The 15,582-nt window shown below is 54.3% G+C and carries 12 protein-coding genes; 8 read left to right on the forward strand and 4 right to left on the reverse strand.

All coding sequences use genetic code 11. The features are described 5' to 3' along the window. Nucleotides 1-152 precede the first annotated feature (152 nt). The 3 genes from C173_RS21520 (at nucleotide 153) to C173_RS21530 (ending at nucleotide 4,845) form a co-directional block, all read left to right on the forward strand. Nucleotides 153-953 carry an ABC transporter ATP-binding protein gene (locus C173_RS21520; protein ID WP_036728231.1) on the forward strand — a complete coding sequence of 267 codons (801 nt, stop codon included), beginning with the start codon at nucleotides 153-155 and terminating at the stop codon, nucleotides 951-953. Further along, a complete protein-coding gene (locus C173_RS21525; protein WP_051478264.1) occupies nucleotides 946-2,610 on the forward strand; it encodes a hypothetical protein in 1,665 nt (554 codons plus the stop codon). Before C173_RS21520 ends, C173_RS21525 begins: the two co-directional genes overlap by 8 nt. A gap of 225 nt (nucleotides 2,611-2,835) precedes the next feature. Next, nucleotides 2,836-4,845, forward strand: a complete 2,010-nt coding sequence (locus tag C173_RS21530) for a putative bifunctional diguanylate cyclase/phosphodiesterase (RefSeq protein WP_036728233.1) — start codon at nucleotides 2,836-2,838, stop codon at nucleotides 4,843-4,845. A 99-nt stretch (nucleotides 4,846-4,944) separates the two neighbouring features. Here C173_RS21530 and C173_RS21535 read toward each other — a convergent pair whose 3' ends face one another. Beyond that, entirely contained in the window at nucleotides 4,945-6,639 is a 1,695-nt protein-coding gene (locus C173_RS21535) for a methyl-accepting chemotaxis protein (RefSeq protein WP_036728235.1), read from the reverse strand. 272 nt (nucleotides 6,640-6,911) lie between these two features. Here C173_RS21535 and C173_RS21540 point away from each other — a divergent pair, with 272 nt between their 5' ends. Next, nucleotides 6,912-7,322: a MarR family winged helix-turn-helix transcriptional regulator gene (locus C173_RS21540; RefSeq protein WP_209868567.1), complete on the forward strand. Its 411-nt coding sequence runs from the start codon at nucleotides 6,912-6,914 to the stop codon at nucleotides 7,320-7,322. A 165-nt stretch (nucleotides 7,323-7,487) separates the two neighbouring features. Here the strand turns inward: C173_RS21540 and C173_RS21545 are convergent, their stop codons facing one another. Continuing rightward, nucleotides 7,488-9,428, reverse strand: a complete 1,941-nt coding sequence (locus C173_RS21545; protein ID WP_081751279.1) for an LTA synthase family protein — start codon at nucleotides 9,426-9,428, stop codon at nucleotides 7,488-7,490. A gap of 202 nt (nucleotides 9,429-9,630) precedes the next feature. Here C173_RS21545 and C173_RS21550 point away from each other — a divergent pair, with 202 nt between their 5' ends. Both C173_RS21550 and C173_RS21555 read left to right on the forward strand, forming a co-directional pair. Further along, nucleotides 9,631-11,946: an ATP-dependent DNA helicase gene (locus tag C173_RS21550; RefSeq protein WP_036728238.1), complete on the forward strand. Its 2,316-nt coding sequence runs from the start codon at nucleotides 9,631-9,633 to the stop codon at nucleotides 11,944-11,946. 53 nt (nucleotides 11,947-11,999) lie between these two features. Then, a complete protein-coding gene (locus tag C173_RS21555; protein WP_036728239.1) occupies nucleotides 12,000-12,968 on the forward strand; it encodes a Gfo/Idh/MocA family protein in 969 nt (322 codons plus the stop codon). A 27-nt stretch (nucleotides 12,969-12,995) separates the two neighbouring features. Here C173_RS21555 and C173_RS21560 read toward each other — a convergent pair whose 3' ends face one another. Further along, complete coding sequence (locus tag C173_RS21560; RefSeq protein ID WP_036728354.1) at nucleotides 12,996-13,676, reverse strand: CidB/LrgB family autolysis modulator; 681 nt, start codon at nucleotides 13,674-13,676, stop codon at nucleotides 12,996-12,998. Beyond that, a complete protein-coding gene (locus tag C173_RS21565) occupies nucleotides 13,676-14,047 on the reverse strand; it encodes a CidA/LrgA family protein (protein WP_036728241.1) in 372 nt (123 codons plus the stop codon). The genes C173_RS21560 and C173_RS21565 overlap by 1 nt, the downstream gene beginning before the upstream one ends. A gap of 112 nt (nucleotides 14,048-14,159) precedes the next feature. On the opposite strand from C173_RS21565, the gene cidR reads away from it, so the two are divergent. Beyond that, nucleotides 14,160-15,077, forward strand: a complete 918-nt coding sequence (gene cidR, locus C173_RS21570; RefSeq protein WP_036728245.1) for a cidABC operon transcriptional activator CidR — start codon at nucleotides 14,160-14,162, stop codon at nucleotides 15,075-15,077. A 114-nt stretch (nucleotides 15,078-15,191) separates the two neighbouring features. Continuing rightward, complete coding sequence (locus C173_RS35505; protein ID WP_036728248.1) at nucleotides 15,192-15,476, forward strand: aspartyl-phosphate phosphatase Spo0E family protein; 285 nt, start codon at nucleotides 15,192-15,194, stop codon at nucleotides 15,474-15,476. Nucleotides 15,477-15,582 lie beyond the last annotated feature (106 nt).

The following is a 15,582-nucleotide window of genomic DNA, read 5'->3' on the forward strand; positions in this document are numbered from 1 at the left end:
TATAAATATGTTAATTTTCGTTTCCGGGTTGATGCAGAATTCCGGCTGCGATAAATCACAGGAATCAAGTGCTAAAATTTGCTAGAATAGGGTGAATGGTAATTTCTGTTTGCGGGATGAAGAGTATGCTTACTGAAGGGAGAGAGACGTCAATGGGCTTAACGGAAGAGCCGGTGATTTCAATTGAGGGCTTGTGGATGAATTATAGTGACCGGATGGTACTGCGGGGGATTGATCTGAAGGTATACCGCGGGCAGATTATCGGATATATCGGACCCAACGGGGCCGGTAAAAGCACGACAGTCAAGATTATGCTCGGTCTGGTGGAGGGTTACAACGGGACCATACGGATTTTTGGCAGGGATATCTCGGACGGGGATACGGCTTACAAAAAAAGAATCGGTTACGTGCCTGAGGTAGCAGAGCTGTATGACAGCCTGACAGCGCGGGAGTATCTGACCTTCACCGGTGAGCTCTACGGACTGAAGCAGGCGGATGCCGATGACAAGGCGCGGAAGCTGATAGGGCTGCTGGGCATGGAGAAGGCCTATGATATGCGGATTGCCTCCTACTCCAAGGGGATGAAGCAGAAGGTGCTGCTGATTGCCAGCATGCTGCATGACCCGGATATTCTGTTCCTGGATGAGCCGCTCAGCGGGCTGGATGCCAATAGTGTCATGGTGGTCAAAGAGATCTTCGCCACGCTTGCCGCCAGGGGCAAGACCATCTTTTATTCCTCGCATATTATGGATGTGGTCGAGAGAATCAGCAGCCGGATCATCCTGCTGGACGGAGGCGATATTGTCGCGGACGGAACCTTCACGCAGCTGCGGGAGCAGAGCCGGGAGGGGTCGCTGGAGGAGATTTTCAATCAGCTGACCGGGTTCGATCAATACAGGGATATTGCAAGCGAGTTCGTGGCTGTGATAGGCGAGGGTGCGGGGCATGAATGAATTCCTGATTCTGAAGCTGCTTGACCGGATACAGTGGATCTTTAAGGGCCTGGGAGCCGATTATGCGCTCATGCGCCGCATTCTTCAGGTCAAGCTGACGATGGATGGCAGACGGACACCTACCCTGTTCTCCGGGTCGCAGAATTCCAAGCTGGAGATGGAGGGCTCGCCCTTCAGAGTCCAGTGGCTCTATCTGCTGCTGGGGCTGATGCTGATCGCTATGGTCGCGCCCAGAGATCATCATATGCTGATGATGAGTCTGCTGTTCAGTATAGTGATGTTCCTGATCACCACGACGCTGATCTCCGACTTCTCGACGGTGATGCTGGATTTGCGGGATAAGAACATCCTCTTCTCCAAGCCGGTGGACCGCCGTACACTGAACATGGCCAAGAGCTTACATATTCTGATCTATCTGCTGACCTTAACGCTGACTTTCACCGGACCTTCGCTGTTATTCTCTTTGTTCCGGCATGGGCCGGGCTTCTTCTTCGTGTACGCAGCTGAGATTCTGCTGATGGACGGCTTCATTCTGGTGTTCACGGCGCTAATCTATCTGCTGATCCTGAGGTTCTTTGACGGGGAAAAGCTCAAGGACATCATCAACTACGTTCAGATTGTCCTGTCTGTGGGGGTAACTGTCGGCGCGCAGCTGGTTAGCCGGATGTTCAATCTATCGGAGCTGGGGCTGGATTTCACTCCCGCCTGGTGGCATTTTCTGCTGGCTCCGGTCTGGTTCGGGGCGCCGTTCGAGCTGCTGGGCGGCGGAACAGGAAGCCGGTCCGTGATTATTCTGACAGCGCTCTCTGTGGTGGTGCCTGCCGTGATGTTCGCCGCCTACATCCGGCTGATGCCGGTATTTGAACGCAGCCTTCAGAAGCTGGCTGAGCATGGCGCAGAGGGCCGGGATAGCGGGCGGCTTGCCCGTGTGCTGTCGGAGACCGTGTGCCGGAACAAAGCGGAGGCCATGTTCTTCCGCTTCACCTGGTCGATGATGAAGAATGAACGCGAGTTCAAGCTCCGGGTATATCCGACCATCGGCTTCTCGCTGATCTTTCCCTTTATCTTCATCTTCAATCAGGTGTGGAGCGGCGATCTGGCCGGGATCAGAAGCTCCAAGTCCTTCCTGTTTATCTATTACAGCGCGCTGCTGCTGATGACAGTCGTGCAGATGGTCCGTTACTCGGCCAGCTATAAGGGGGCATGGATCTATCAGGTGATTCCTTTGCCGGGCAAGGGGCTGGTCTACCGGGGAATGCTGAAGGCAGCGGTCGTGAAGCTGCTGGTGCCGCTCTTTCTGCTGGAGGCGGCAGTGTTCACCGCTCTCTTGGGCTCATGGATTATTGCAGATATGGCAGTCGTCCTGCTGGCTCTGCTGCTGTATGCCGTGATTTGCTTCCTTACGTTCCCGAAGGCGCTCCCGTTCTCGGAGAAGTACGAGGCGGCGCAGCGGAAGGAATTCACCGGCAGTGCTTTTGTACAATTGTTCATTCTTGGGGGGCTGGCCGGAGTGCACTATGTCTTCACCCTGATTCCTGCAGGAATATACATCTACATGGTAATTCTGGTAGCTGCAAATGCCTGGATCTGGCGCAGGGCCTTCCTGCCGGACACCTCCCGGGACAACGGATTTCCAACCCTTCGCGCAGGCGGCTGAGGACAAATATGGACAATTTTTGCCGACGTTCAAAAAAGGGTCCAAGTTCCATTATTTACTTAGACAGCCCGGTGATTACAAGGTAAAATACAGCTAAAGTTAGTTTTCAGAGAATACCTGCAATCATTATATACTCCTCCATTTATCCGCTATCCGTATATTGATTTATAACTTAAGATAGACGCTGAAACGACGCTGATACTATAACCAGTGAAGAGGTCAACTATGGATCAAATGGGAATCCACTATAATATCTGGATCGTTTTACTATCCTATACGCTAGCTGCCGCAGCAGCGTACTCCGCGCTTAATCTGATTTCACAGGTTTCCCATTCCGCGGGCCGGGTCAGACGTCTCTGGCTGCTCTCAGGTGCCTGTGTCCTTGGCGGCGGGATCTGGGCCATGCATTTTGTCGGCATTATGGCCAGCCGCCTGCCGTTCAAGGTCAGCTACCATCCGGTGATGGCTGCCGTGTCCCTGCTTATTATTATGTCCTCCTGCTATGCAACCCTTCAGCTGGTTACGGCTCCCCGCCAGAGAAGCTGGCGGCTTCTTGCGGGCGCCGGTATACTCGGCAGCGGCATCTCATTCATGCATTATGCCGGAATGTCCTCGATGGAGATGGAGGCCAAGATTCATTACAGGGCAATGGATCAGGCTGTATCGGTACTGATTGCCCTTGCTGCTTCCTACATCGGAGTTCTAATGTTCCGCAGATTCAAGGATCATACAGGCTTCAACCGCTGGAAGCTGTATTCGGCTCTATTCATCGCCCTGGCGGTTACCGGTATGCATTATACGAGTCTGAGAGCGAGCGACCTGCATAGTTACAGCTGGCAGGCGCCCGCCCCGATGCTGATGGAGACCGATGTGGTTCTGCTGACAGGGATTTCACTGGTTACCCTGTTCGTGCTGGCAGTCTCCGGCGGGACTGTTTTTCTGGACAGGGATGTATTGGAGCGCATGGCCTATCATGACCCGCTCACCGAGCTGCCGAACCGGCATGGTCTGGAGCGCTACTTCAAGGATGATTTCTTCGGCGGGATCTCCGGCGCCGTGTTTTTTGTTGACCTGGACCGCTTCAAATCGATTAATGATACGCTGGGCCATGATATTGGAGACTTGCTGCTGTGTGAGGTGTCTGCCAGGCTGACCTGCTGCGTGGGCGGGAAGGGGAAGGTGTTCCGGCTTGGCGGGGATGAATTCCTGATTGCGCTGCCGGATTGCACCGCCGTGGCGGCGGAGGAGGTAGCACAGCATATCCTTCAGGAGCTCAAGAAGTCTTACAGCATTGAAGGTAACGAATTGTACGTAACTGCGAGTGTGGGAATCAGCATGACTCCGGCGCACGGCACTGACCGTTCGGCGCTAATGAAGGCAGCCGATACGGCGCTATATACCTCCAAGGATTCGGGCAAGAATAAATTCAGTGTGTTCGATCTGGAGATGAACCGTCATCAGGTCCGGCGGATGTCACTTGAGAAGGATCTGCGCAAGGCGCTGGCCCGCTCGGAATTCATGGTGGTCTACCAGCCCAAATGGGATTCGCTGCTGAATGTCACCGTGGGGCTTGAAGCGCTGCTGCGCTGGAGACATCCGGAGCATGGCGTCATCTCTCCGGGAGAGTTCATTCCGATCGCCGAGGAGACCGGCCTGATTGTCCCTATTACATACTGGATGCTGCATGAGGTGTGCGGACAGAATATGCTCTGGCATCAGGCGAAGGTTGCCAGTGTAGCGGTCTCGATTAATATGTCGGCTCGGATGTTTGAAGGCGGAAGCCTGTATGAGGTAGTGGAAGAGGCGTTGTCGCGTTCGGGCCTTGCGCCGCATTTCCTTGAACTAGAGATTACCGAGTCGATTGCGATGAACAATATGGAAGAGACGGTTGCCCAGCTCTCCAAGCTGCGGGATCTCGGTGTGCGGGTGTCCCTGGATGATTTCGGAACCGGTTTCTCTTCGCTTGGCAATCTGGATGAGATTCCAGTGAATACCCTGAAGATTGATCAGGTCTTCATCCGCAAGAGCAAGATGCATTCCAAGAAAGCGATCATCAGCAACATCATTGCCATTGCCAGCAATCTGAACATGGAGGTTGTGGCTGAGGGCGTGGAGACTACGGAGCAGATTGAACTGCTGCAATCGCTGGGCTGCAGCGTGATGCAGGGCTACTACTACGGCCGTCCGATGCCGGTTAACGAATTAGGCCAATGGTTCATTGAGAATACGGCATAATGCTCCTGGTTGCTGTTGCACGCAAAAGGCTGTCCTGGATGTGGAGGGTTGTTCCACATCAGGGCAGCCTTTTTCATGAATAATATATAAAGCTCTGGTCTAGATTTTGAAATTCTCGACCAATACCTGCAGCTTCTCTGCGAGGGAGGAGAGGAATGCGGCGGAGGATTCGACCTCCTGCATGGCGGCAAGCTGCTCCTGGGACGAGGCAGACAGGGTCTCCGCGCCCTCGGCTGTCTGATTGGAGACCGCTACGATCTTCTGGATCGAAGCGACAAGTCCGTCAGAGAGCAGGGCCAGCTCACGCACGGTGGCTGAGATCTGCTGGCTATGTGCAGACATATCGGAGACGGACGACTCAATCTCGGAGAAGGAATGGCCGGCCGCTATAATCATTTCTTTGCCGTGATGCATTTCTTCCGTGGAGTGCCTCATGGTCTCTCCGGCCTTGTCCATCTGCTGGACAATCAGACTGACCAGCTCACCGATCTGGCGGGCAGATCCGGCAGATCGCTCGGCCAGCTTGCGTACTGAGCCTGCCACAACAGCGAAGCCGCGGCCCTCTTCTCCAGCCCGTGCGGCTTCAATTGCCGCATTGAGGGATAACAGGTTCGTCTCCTCGGCAATACTGGCAATGGTGCCGACAATATTCTCAATCTCTTTGGAATGGCTGCCCAGCGTCTCAATAATGCCGGAGAGATCCGAGATGCTCGCACCTACAATGGCCATCTGGGAGGTGGTCGAGTCCATAGATTCCCGGCCTGTCCGGGCCTTCTGGGAGTTGATGGCTGCCTGGTTCATTGCGCTGTCGGCATTACCTGCAATTTCGGTAATGAAATGCGACATATCCTGCACGGCCTTGAAGCTGCCTTCCAAATTTTGCAGCTGGGTGTGTGCCCCGTCGGCCAGATCCAGAGTGACATTAACGCTGTGTTCTCCGGCCCGGTTGGTCTCCTGGGCGCTGGCGGACAGCTCCTGGGAAGAGGAGGCAACCAGCATGGACGTATCGTTAACCTGTGTGATCAGGTCACGCAAATTCAGGGTCATCGCATTGAAGTCGCGGGCAAGCTCGCCGATCTCGTCCTTGGCTGTAAAGAGCAGCGGTTCCCTGGTCAGATCGCCTTGGGCTACCGTGTTCACGGATGCGGACAGCTTGGTAAGAGGGCTGACCATCCGGCGGATCAGCAGATAAGCGGCGAGAATCGCAATAATCAGAATGGAGCTGCCGATCAGGAAGGGCTGGGTGATGATATCCATGGTCCGCGATTGAATCAAGGGGCCGTCGAAGTTAATCGCCATTAATGCAATGATGGGTTTGGTAGGGTCATGGTCCTGATAGATGGGGCCGTAGCCGGTTTTGAGGGAGGTGCCCTGATATGTATACACCTTCGAGTAGGCGGAGTGCTTCATCGTGGTAATCATTTCTTTATCTTCATCTGCGAAGTAGAAGGGGTCTCCTGCTTTGTAGCCGCGTTGTTTGAAGTTCTTGTCAGCGGCCAGCACCTTGCCGTCCAGCGATAGAATGAAGGCTTCTTTGAAAATAGGCTTGTGATCACTGATCCATCCGATGCGGTCTTCGATCGCAGTCAGCTTGCTGGTATCGCCGGCAGCCAGAGCGGTTATGTCGGCAGGATCGATAAGACCGGTTGTTATATTCGCGCAGCCTACCAATTCAATGCCTGCAGCTTCATCGATCTGCTTGTAAGCCGCATGATAACCGAAGAAGCCTATGGATGAACCAACCAGTAGCAATACAATCAGCATCATCCATGTTAATTTTGTTGCCAATTTCATAACAAATATCACCAGCCCTGACTCTAAAAGATTAAGTGAATTATGGGGTTCACTGCTACGATTATAGCGCATACGCTGCGGTTTGAGCAGACGTCAGAAAAAAGAATTTTTGTGTCGGAAAATGATGGATTATGTATAAAAAATCATTGAAAAGTAGGCGCCTAATCCTATTTCAGTTTCAAAAAATATTGTATGTCGGACCCGTATAATGGTACGCTTGAAGCAGAACAAACGGACTGGGAGCTGAAGGGATGTCACAAGAAGTCAATCCTTTGATCGAACGTGTGGGATTATCCATGTGGAAGGTTCAGCGCAGAATCATGTCGCAGATGTCATTTCATAAGGAATTGGGCTTGACTGTGCCGCAATTCGGGCTGCTGCATATGATCTTTCAGGAGCAGCAGGCACGGGTGATTCAGCTGGCGGACAAGATGGAGGTGAAGTCCAGTGCAGTCACCGTCATGCTGGACAGGCTGGAGCTGCTGGAGCTGATCGCCCGCGTGACGGACGAGAATGACCGCAGAGCGGTAATCGTCACGATCACCGGCAAGGGACAAGAGGTGCTGGAAGAAGCACAGCGCCGTTCACTGCTGCTGCTGGAAGAGCATCTGGCCATTCTGGAGCCGGCAGAGCTGGAGAACTTCGCGGATTATTATCTCATGCTGGAGAATCAGGAGCGTTAACATAAGCATTACAAAGAGGCAGCGCTTCTCCCGTTACGGAGAGGCGCTGCCTCTTGTCTAAATATAAGAATTTATAAGTTTTACACTATAAATTATCCTTCTATTTCTCGCTGAAACGGAACCGTCCTTAAAAAGGACGGCAAAGCCGTTTCCACTTGAGTCTGGCTATTCTGCGGCAGGATCTTTGTCCGGCAGTTGCGTGACGTAGCTGTCAGACAGCTGGCGCAGCCGCAGAGCGCGGTTGTATTCATCCTCGGTGCCGGCCGGGGAAGTGCCTCCGGCAGCCAGCGGATATTGTGTGTTATCCTCGAAGCTGTTGCCCGGAATCAGCAGGGCGGAGCTGGAAATGAATGAGCCGGTGGGCAGGTAATACCGCTGCGGCAGCAGATTGTAGGACTGGCTGAGCAGATCCTGACCGAAATGAATGTTGTTATCCATGGATACCCCCAGCAGGCTGGCGGCTGTAGGCATAATATCCACTTCTCCGCCTACCTGTGCAAGCTCCTGCGGAGCAAGCCCTTCGCCATGGATAAGCAGCGGAATGTTGAGCATATCGGCGTAGCTGTAATCATATCCGTAGATTTCCTTCATTAGCTGCTTGTCGTCATGATCCAGCGAATAGATCGGCAGGCCCATATGGTCGCCGTAGACCATAACCAGGCTGTCCTCCCATATTCCGTTCGCCTTCAGTTCATCCACAAACTGTCCGAAGGCATAGTCTGCATAGTTCTGTGACCGGACATAGTCGCCGACAAAGGTTCCTTCATACCGCTCAGGAAGCTTCATCTTGTGCTTCTCTTCAGGAATAGTGAACGGGTGATGCGCCGACATGGAGATGACCTGGGCATAGAAAGGCTGGCCCGCATCGCTCATTTCCTTCAGCTTCTCCGAGGATTTGCGGTAGAGCACCTCATCGGAAGCGCCGAAGAAGAAGGCATCCTCTTCACCGAAGAACTGGTGATCGTAATACTTCTGCCAGCCGAGGGCTTTGTATAGCTCGCCCCGGTTCCAGAATTCCACTACATTGGTGTGGAACGTGGCCGTCTGATAGCCGTTGTCTCCCAGCAGACGGGGGAGACTCGGCAGCTGCTTGTCGATATAAGACATGGTGGCCGCACCCTGCGGAGGAATATAGAAGGACGAATTGACCACGAATTCCGCATCAGAGGTGTTGCCCTGGCCGACCATCTGATAGAAGTTCGTGAAGTACAGGCTCTGCTCCATCAGACGGTTCAGGTTAGGGGTAACCTCCTGGCCGTCTACCTTCAGACCCAGCAGGAAGCTCTGGAAGGACTCCAGCTGGATCACAATCAGATTCTTGCCCTTGGCGGAACCGGCATAAGCCGATACTGCCGAAGAGTCGATGCCCTTGAGCTGGTTAATCGTGCTCTGTGTGATTTCACTGGCCTGGACCAGCTCGGTTTTATCTTTGGCAAAGATCGTGTATGCTTCATAATTAAGGATGCCCATCTCCTGGGCCTTCTTGATCTCATTCATGCTGGCCTTATTCGGAAGAATATTGAACAGGCAGAGTCCAAGCGAGACCGCGAACAGTACGACATGCAGCGTCCGGCCACTGCGCCGGTTGATCTGGTCTTTTTTATAATTGCGTCCGTTCTTGTTAATGAAGAAGTAGAAGCCCAGCACGATAATATCGGTGAAGATCAACAGATAATAAGGGTCCATCAATGAGAACACGCTGTTCTTGACGGCAGTGACCTGGTTCACCTGCTCGGCGGCATGGTAAGTGACAATGACCCCGTAATATTTGAAGTACATAATGGCGGCAAAAAAGATCGCGGTAACCAGCAGATTGACCGTCATGTAATAGCCGAGCTTCCGTCTGGAAGCAAAGCGCTCAATCAGGAAGAACAGGGCCCAGACAAAGGGCAGCTCCGTCAATAAGGATTTCCAGAATTGCAAATCATCAAAGATTACACCCCAGGCCAGCAGGCTTTTGAACAAAAAAAGAATGGAAAAGAACACAAATGGCTTAAGGAGCCAGCGTTTCACAGTTTGGGATGACACAGCTTCGCCTTCTTTCTGAAGAATGAACAGGTTTCGCGGGTGATAGGAAACAGCAGCATGAGCACATAAGAATACCATTATCAATAGAACTTATTATGCAGTGCCAGGGAAGGAATGTCAAAAATCAGAAGCGGCCGTATACTCCCTGGAGCGCGCGTAAACTACGGCTAGAACGAACCCGGCGCAGGCCACTCCCTCAGGCGGGGGGATATCGGCGTTAAACGAAGAATATGAGCCTTACGCAGCGGAAGCTGGCGGAAATTATTGGAGGTGGGGACGGATGAAGCATACAGAAATCACACTGTCCGTGAGGGCGCTTGTGGAATTTGCCTACAGCAGCGGCAGTCTGGAGCCGGGCTTCCGCAGCGGAGCCGCGATGGCGGAGGGGACGCGCAGCCATCAGTTGATCCAGAAGCAATACAAGGAAGGGGACCGCAAGGAGGTCTATTTGAAGACCGGAATTGCTTACGGAGAGCTGCTGTTCCAGATTGACGGGCGCTGCGACGGACTGCTTACGGCAGAGGATGGGAGCCTGACAGTGGAGGAGATCAAGTCCATGGCCGGAATCCCGGACCCTGCGCTTGAAGGGAAGGAGGTACACTGGGCCCAGGCTTATATGTACGCTTACATGCTGGCAACGGATCTTGAGCTTCCCTACATTCAGGTGAAGCTCACCTATGTGCAGCGGGGAAGCGAGGCACAGTACAGTCTCTACCGGGAGATGTCCCGTGAAGCGCTGACGGCCTTTGCACTAGAGACAGTAAGCAGATATGCACCGTATGCCGAGATGATGGTCCGTTACAAGGCGAAGAGAGGGGAGAGCATCACGAACCTGTCTTTTCCGTTCTCGGCTTACCGGCCCGGCCAGCGCCATTTCGCAGCCGCAGTCTACACCTCCATTGCTGAGGGGGCGAACCTCTTCGCCCAGGCACCGACCGGCATCGGCAAAACCATGTCCACTCTGTTCCCGGCGGTCAAAGCGCTGGGCGAAGGCAAGGCGGCCGGTATCTTCTATCTGACCGCAAAGACCGTTACACGGATCGCGGCGCAGGAGGCAGCCTCGATGCTGAACCGCCGGGGGCTGCATCTGCATGTCATTGCGCTGACTGCGAAGGAGAAGGCCTGCTTCCGGGAGGAAGGCATCTGCGGCACGGATTCCTGCGCGTATGCGGAGGGCTATTATGACCGGATCAACGGCGCGCTGATTGATATGCTGGAGCATGAGACGCTGATGACCCGGGAGACGATCGCCGGCTATGCCCATAAGCATCAGGTCTGCCCGTTTGAGTTCTCGCTGGATGCCGCCTATGCCTGCGATGTTGTTATCTGCGATTACAATTATATCTACGACCCGCGCATCAGTCTGAAGCGCATGTCCGAGGAGCGTAAGAAGAACACCGTGCTGCTGGTGGATGAAGCGCATAATCTGGTGGACCGGGGCCGGGAGATGTATTCGGCTTCGCTTACCAAGGCACCCTTCCTGGCGCTCAGCCGGACCTACAAAACGGCGAATCCCCGGCTCGGCACTGCCGCCAAAGCGGTGAACGCTTTCTTCATTGCGCTGCGTAAGATCTGCGGTGATAAGGGTGCGGGAGAGTGGGCGGCCTATCCGGAGGAGCTGCCGGAGCTGCTGGAGAACTTCGCAGCCGAAGCGGAGCTGGAGCTGCTGAATTCCTCTTCCCCGGTAAGCTCTGTGCAGGCGGAGGAGGACGGGGCGGATAGCCTGCTGGAGACCTATTACGCAGTACAGGCGATGCTTCGCACCTTCAAAACCTACGATGAACGCTACATTACCTATGCCGAGGTGCGTAGCGGAGATGTGTATCTGAAGCTGTTCAATCTCGATCCGTCGCATTTGCTGCAGCAAATGGGCAAGAGCTTTCGCAGCCAGATTCTGTTCTCTGCGACCCTCTCGCCGCTCTCGTACTACAGGGACATGATCGGTGCAGGCGAGGAGGACTACAGTCTGAGCCTGGCCTCACCTTTTCACAAAGAGCAGTGGCAGGTGTCTGTCCTGCCGGTATCCACCCGGTTTCATGACCGGGAGGCTTCCTTACAGCCGCTTAGTAATGCTCTTAGAGGCATGGTCTCGAAGAAGGGCAACTACCTGGTCTTCTTTCCCTCTTATCTGTACTTGAGGAATGTCTATGAGGTGTTCACCGAGAAGTACCCTGAAGTCCCTACGCTGCTGCAGGGCAGCGGGATGAGCGAGCCGGAGCGGGAGGGCTTCCTGGCGGCCTTCCGCCCGGATAACCCGGAGCCGCTGCTTGGCTTTGCCGTGCTGGGCGGTATTTTCTCCGAAGGGGTGGATCTGCCCGGCGACCGGTTGAACGGGGTAATGGTGGTGGGGGTCGGACTCCCGCAGGTGGGTATGGAGCGCAACCTGCTCCGGAGCTATTTCCAGTCACAGGGCAAGAACGGCTTCGATTATGCTTATATCTACCCTGGCATGTGCAAGGTGCAGCAGGCTGGAGGACGGCTGATCCGCAGTGAGAACGACAGCGGGGTCATTGTGCTCGCAGACGACCGCTTTATGCAGCCTTCCTACCGGCAGCTGCTTCCAGAGGAGTGGCGGGACTACTCTGTGTTGACCTAAGCGGGTATAATCTATTGAAAAGGCATTCACCAGACAACTCAGGAGGTAATGACATGACGCTTAATATCGGACTTGTTGGAACAGGCTGGTTCTCCAAGGTACATGCGGATTTGCTGGCGGGCATGGAGGATGTGTCGCTGAAGGCGGTCTGCGGCAGCAGCAAGCTTAAGGGAGAAGAGATGGCCCGCCCTTACGGGGCCGAAGGCTACGGGGAGATTACCGAGATGCTGGACAGCCACAAGCTGGATGCCGTCTACATCTGTGTGCCGCCACAGTCGCACGGGGCGATTGAGCGGGCACTGATCCGCAGGGATATCCCCTTTTTCATCGAGAAGCCGTTAGGCTCAAGTACGGCCATTCCGGCCAGTCTGCTGGAGGATATCAAGCAGCATCAGCTGCTGACCTCGGTAGGCTATCATTTCCGCTATCAGGAGAATATCCAGCGGCTGAAGCAGACGCTTGCCGGAGACAAGGTAGGGATGATTACCGGAGAATGGATGGGCGGAATGCCCGGCGTGGCGTGGTGGCGCAATCAGGAGCAGTCCGGCGGGCAATTCACGGAGCAGACGACGCATATTGTTGACCTGCTGCGTTATCTGGCCGGTGAGGTGACAGAGGTCTACGGCATGTTCGGCAACCGGATTATGCATGAGAAGCATGAAGGAGTGACCGTAGCCGATGTGGGCACCGTGTCGCTGAAGCTTGCGAGCGGCATTATCGCCAGCATCTCCAATACCTGTGTGCTGCCCGGTGAGGTGAACAAGGCCGGAATCAGCTTCTATAATGACAACGGCATGCTTGACTGGAATCCGGAGCGTCTGCTCGAAGTCCGCAGCGGGGACAGCAAGGAATACAAGAATTCGGGCAATCCTTACGCGGTAGAGAGCGAGGCCTTCCTGTACGCTGTCCGCACCGGAGACCGCTCCCGTATTCTCAGCGATTATGAGGACGGGTACAAGACGCTGAAGGTAACCTGCGCCGCGTATGAATCCGCCCAGAGCGGATTGCCTGTGAAGCTGTAGGACTCTGTCTTAGGGGCAGGGAGCTGCTTAATGAATGAACACTGCGATCAGTGCGGGTGCCAGCCCAATGGAGAACAGCGCCGCCAGAATCATTGAGATACTGGAGATGGTGCCGGTCAGCGAGCTAAGCTCGAAGGCCTTGGAGGTGCCGGTGCCATGCGCTGCGGTGCCCAGCGACACTCCGCGCGCCACTTCATTCTCAATGTGGAAGAGGCGCAGCACCGAGGGCCCCATCATCGTTCCAAGCACACCCGTGAGAATGACGAAGACTGCGGTGATACTGGGAACTCCGCCAATGCTCTGCGAGATGCTCATGGCAATCGGCGTAGTTACCGAACGGGGGACCAGGCTGGTGGCGAGATCTCCGCTCAGGTGCATTAATTTGGCCAGCAGCATGGAAGACAGTACAGCCGTTACCGTTCCTGACAGCACGCCTGCCGCAATTTCGGCGGCGTGCTTTTTGAGCAGCTTGAAGTTCTTGTGCAGCGGAATCGCGAAGGCGATTGTCGCCGGCTGCAGCAGGTCTGACAGCCATTTGCCGCCTGCATTGTAGGATTCATAAGAGCTCCCCGTGATCAGCAGGAAGCCGATGATTACCAGCGGGGTGATGATCAGCGGAGAGGCGTACATTTTGCCGCTGGCCGCATAAATCCGTTTGGTTATAAGATATACTGTGATGGTAAGTCCAAGGAATAATAGTCCGGTCATCATGAGCTTCTACGCTCCTTTACTTTATAGATCATCCCTGTCAGCAGACCCGAGCTGGCCATGACAGCAAAGGTGCCCACGAGCACAACAGCCAGTACCTGCAGGCCGAAGGATTCCAGCAGCTTCGAGTAGTTCATGACCCCGATAGCCGATGGAATGAAGAACAGCAGCAGCTCAGCCAGCAGCCATGAAGCTCCTGCCTCCACCCAGTTCAGACGGATCACGCCGGATTCGAGCAGCAGGAATAATAGAATCATCCCGATAATGCTTCCGGGAAGCGGAATATGCAGTAGTGAGGTTAATCCGTTAACGAGCAGGGAGAACACGGTTAGTCCGGCCACCTGCAGTAAGCCTAAGGCAATCTTTTTCATCATGATTACCTCCTTTCATCTCTTACTGAAATTTTACATCTAATTCTTTCATAGGTACAATGAATGGATTGAATATCTCGCATTCTAATTGTCTATGCATGGAGGTTACCTAATGGATATCAGACAGCTGGAGTATTTCGTGCAGGCCGCCAGGCTGAACAGCTTCTCCAGAGCAGCAGAATCGCTGTATATCACCCAGCCGACCATCAGCAAGATGGTCCGCAATCTGGAGACGGAGCTGGGGGCCGATCTGTTCTACCGCGAGGGCCGGAGCATCCGTCTGACGGATGCCGGAGAGCTGCTGCTCGTCAAGGCGCAGAACATTGTAGAGTCCTTTGCCAGCCTCTCCTCCGAGCTGGACAGCCTGCGCAATCTGAAGCAGGGGCATATCCGTATCGGACTTCCGCCCATGGTTGGAGCCAGCTTCTTCCCGGCGGTCATCGGGGAATTCCACCGGAAGTATCCCGAGGTGACGATCCGGCTGCATGAGGACGGGGCGAAGAAAGTGGAGGATGACGTAGAGTCCGGCCTGCTCGATATCGGGGCGATTGTACTGCCGGTGGACCCGGCCAGATTCCACTGCTTCACCTTTGTGGAGGAGAAGCTGGAATTGCTGGTTCCCACAGGCCACCGTCTGGACGGAGCGCAGCAGGTGCCGCTGAGAGAGCTGGCTGAGGAGGAGTTCGTCCTGTTCCGGGAGGACTTCGCCCTCCATGACCGGATTATCTCGGAATGTGTCAAAGCTGGCTTTCAGCCCAAGGTGGTCTATGAAAGCTCTCAGTGGGATTTGATCAGCCGGATGGTCGCCGCCGGGATGGGCATTGCGCTGCTGCCGGAGACCATCTGCCGGGATATCGACCGTTCGCGGATTGCGGTGATTTCCCTGACCGAGCCGGTGATTCCCTGGCAGCTGGGCATGATCTGGCGCAAGGACCGCTATTTGTCCTTTGCCGCCAGGGAGTGGATTGCTTTTGCGATGAATGTACTAGGAGAGCGGTATTCGCGGCCGGAGCCTCCGGAGGATATATAAATAACAGAGCTTATTTATACTTCCGCCGACATTTTTTTCTTTTTTTGCAAATTTTGTTTTTTGGCATCATGATTTATGATAGGGGAGAAGTTGATAGAGAGAAGGTGAGTAACCGTGAACCTTTACCAGAATTCTCCTGATGTTAGCGGCCGGGATTACAGAGAAGATGAGCTGTTCCTTACTATAGAGAATTTAAGAAGCGAGCTGCTGGAGGTGGCCCGGGAACGGAGTCTGAGCGACCATGCAGTGCTGGAGCTTAGCCAGCGGCTGGACGGATATATTGTGATGGCCCAGAACCTGATGATGGAGAGCCTGCGCAGCCGCAAGAATGGAGCCGCGCCTTACGGCAAGAATAAGAAGAGCCAGCGGATCAGGAATCAGGCGGCTCTGCAGCAATAATCTATAATACATCCGAGCATCTGACGGTGTTTGTTAATCATGGTCCTACTAAATGTGGGGCCATTTTGTTGTGCTTTTCATAGTGTTGTCCTATAATGGCAATTAA

The organism is Paenibacillus sp. FSL R7-277, assembly GCF_000517965.1.
Lineage (GTDB): Bacteria > Bacillota > Bacilli > Paenibacillales > Paenibacillaceae > Paenibacillus_AQ > Paenibacillus_AQ silagei.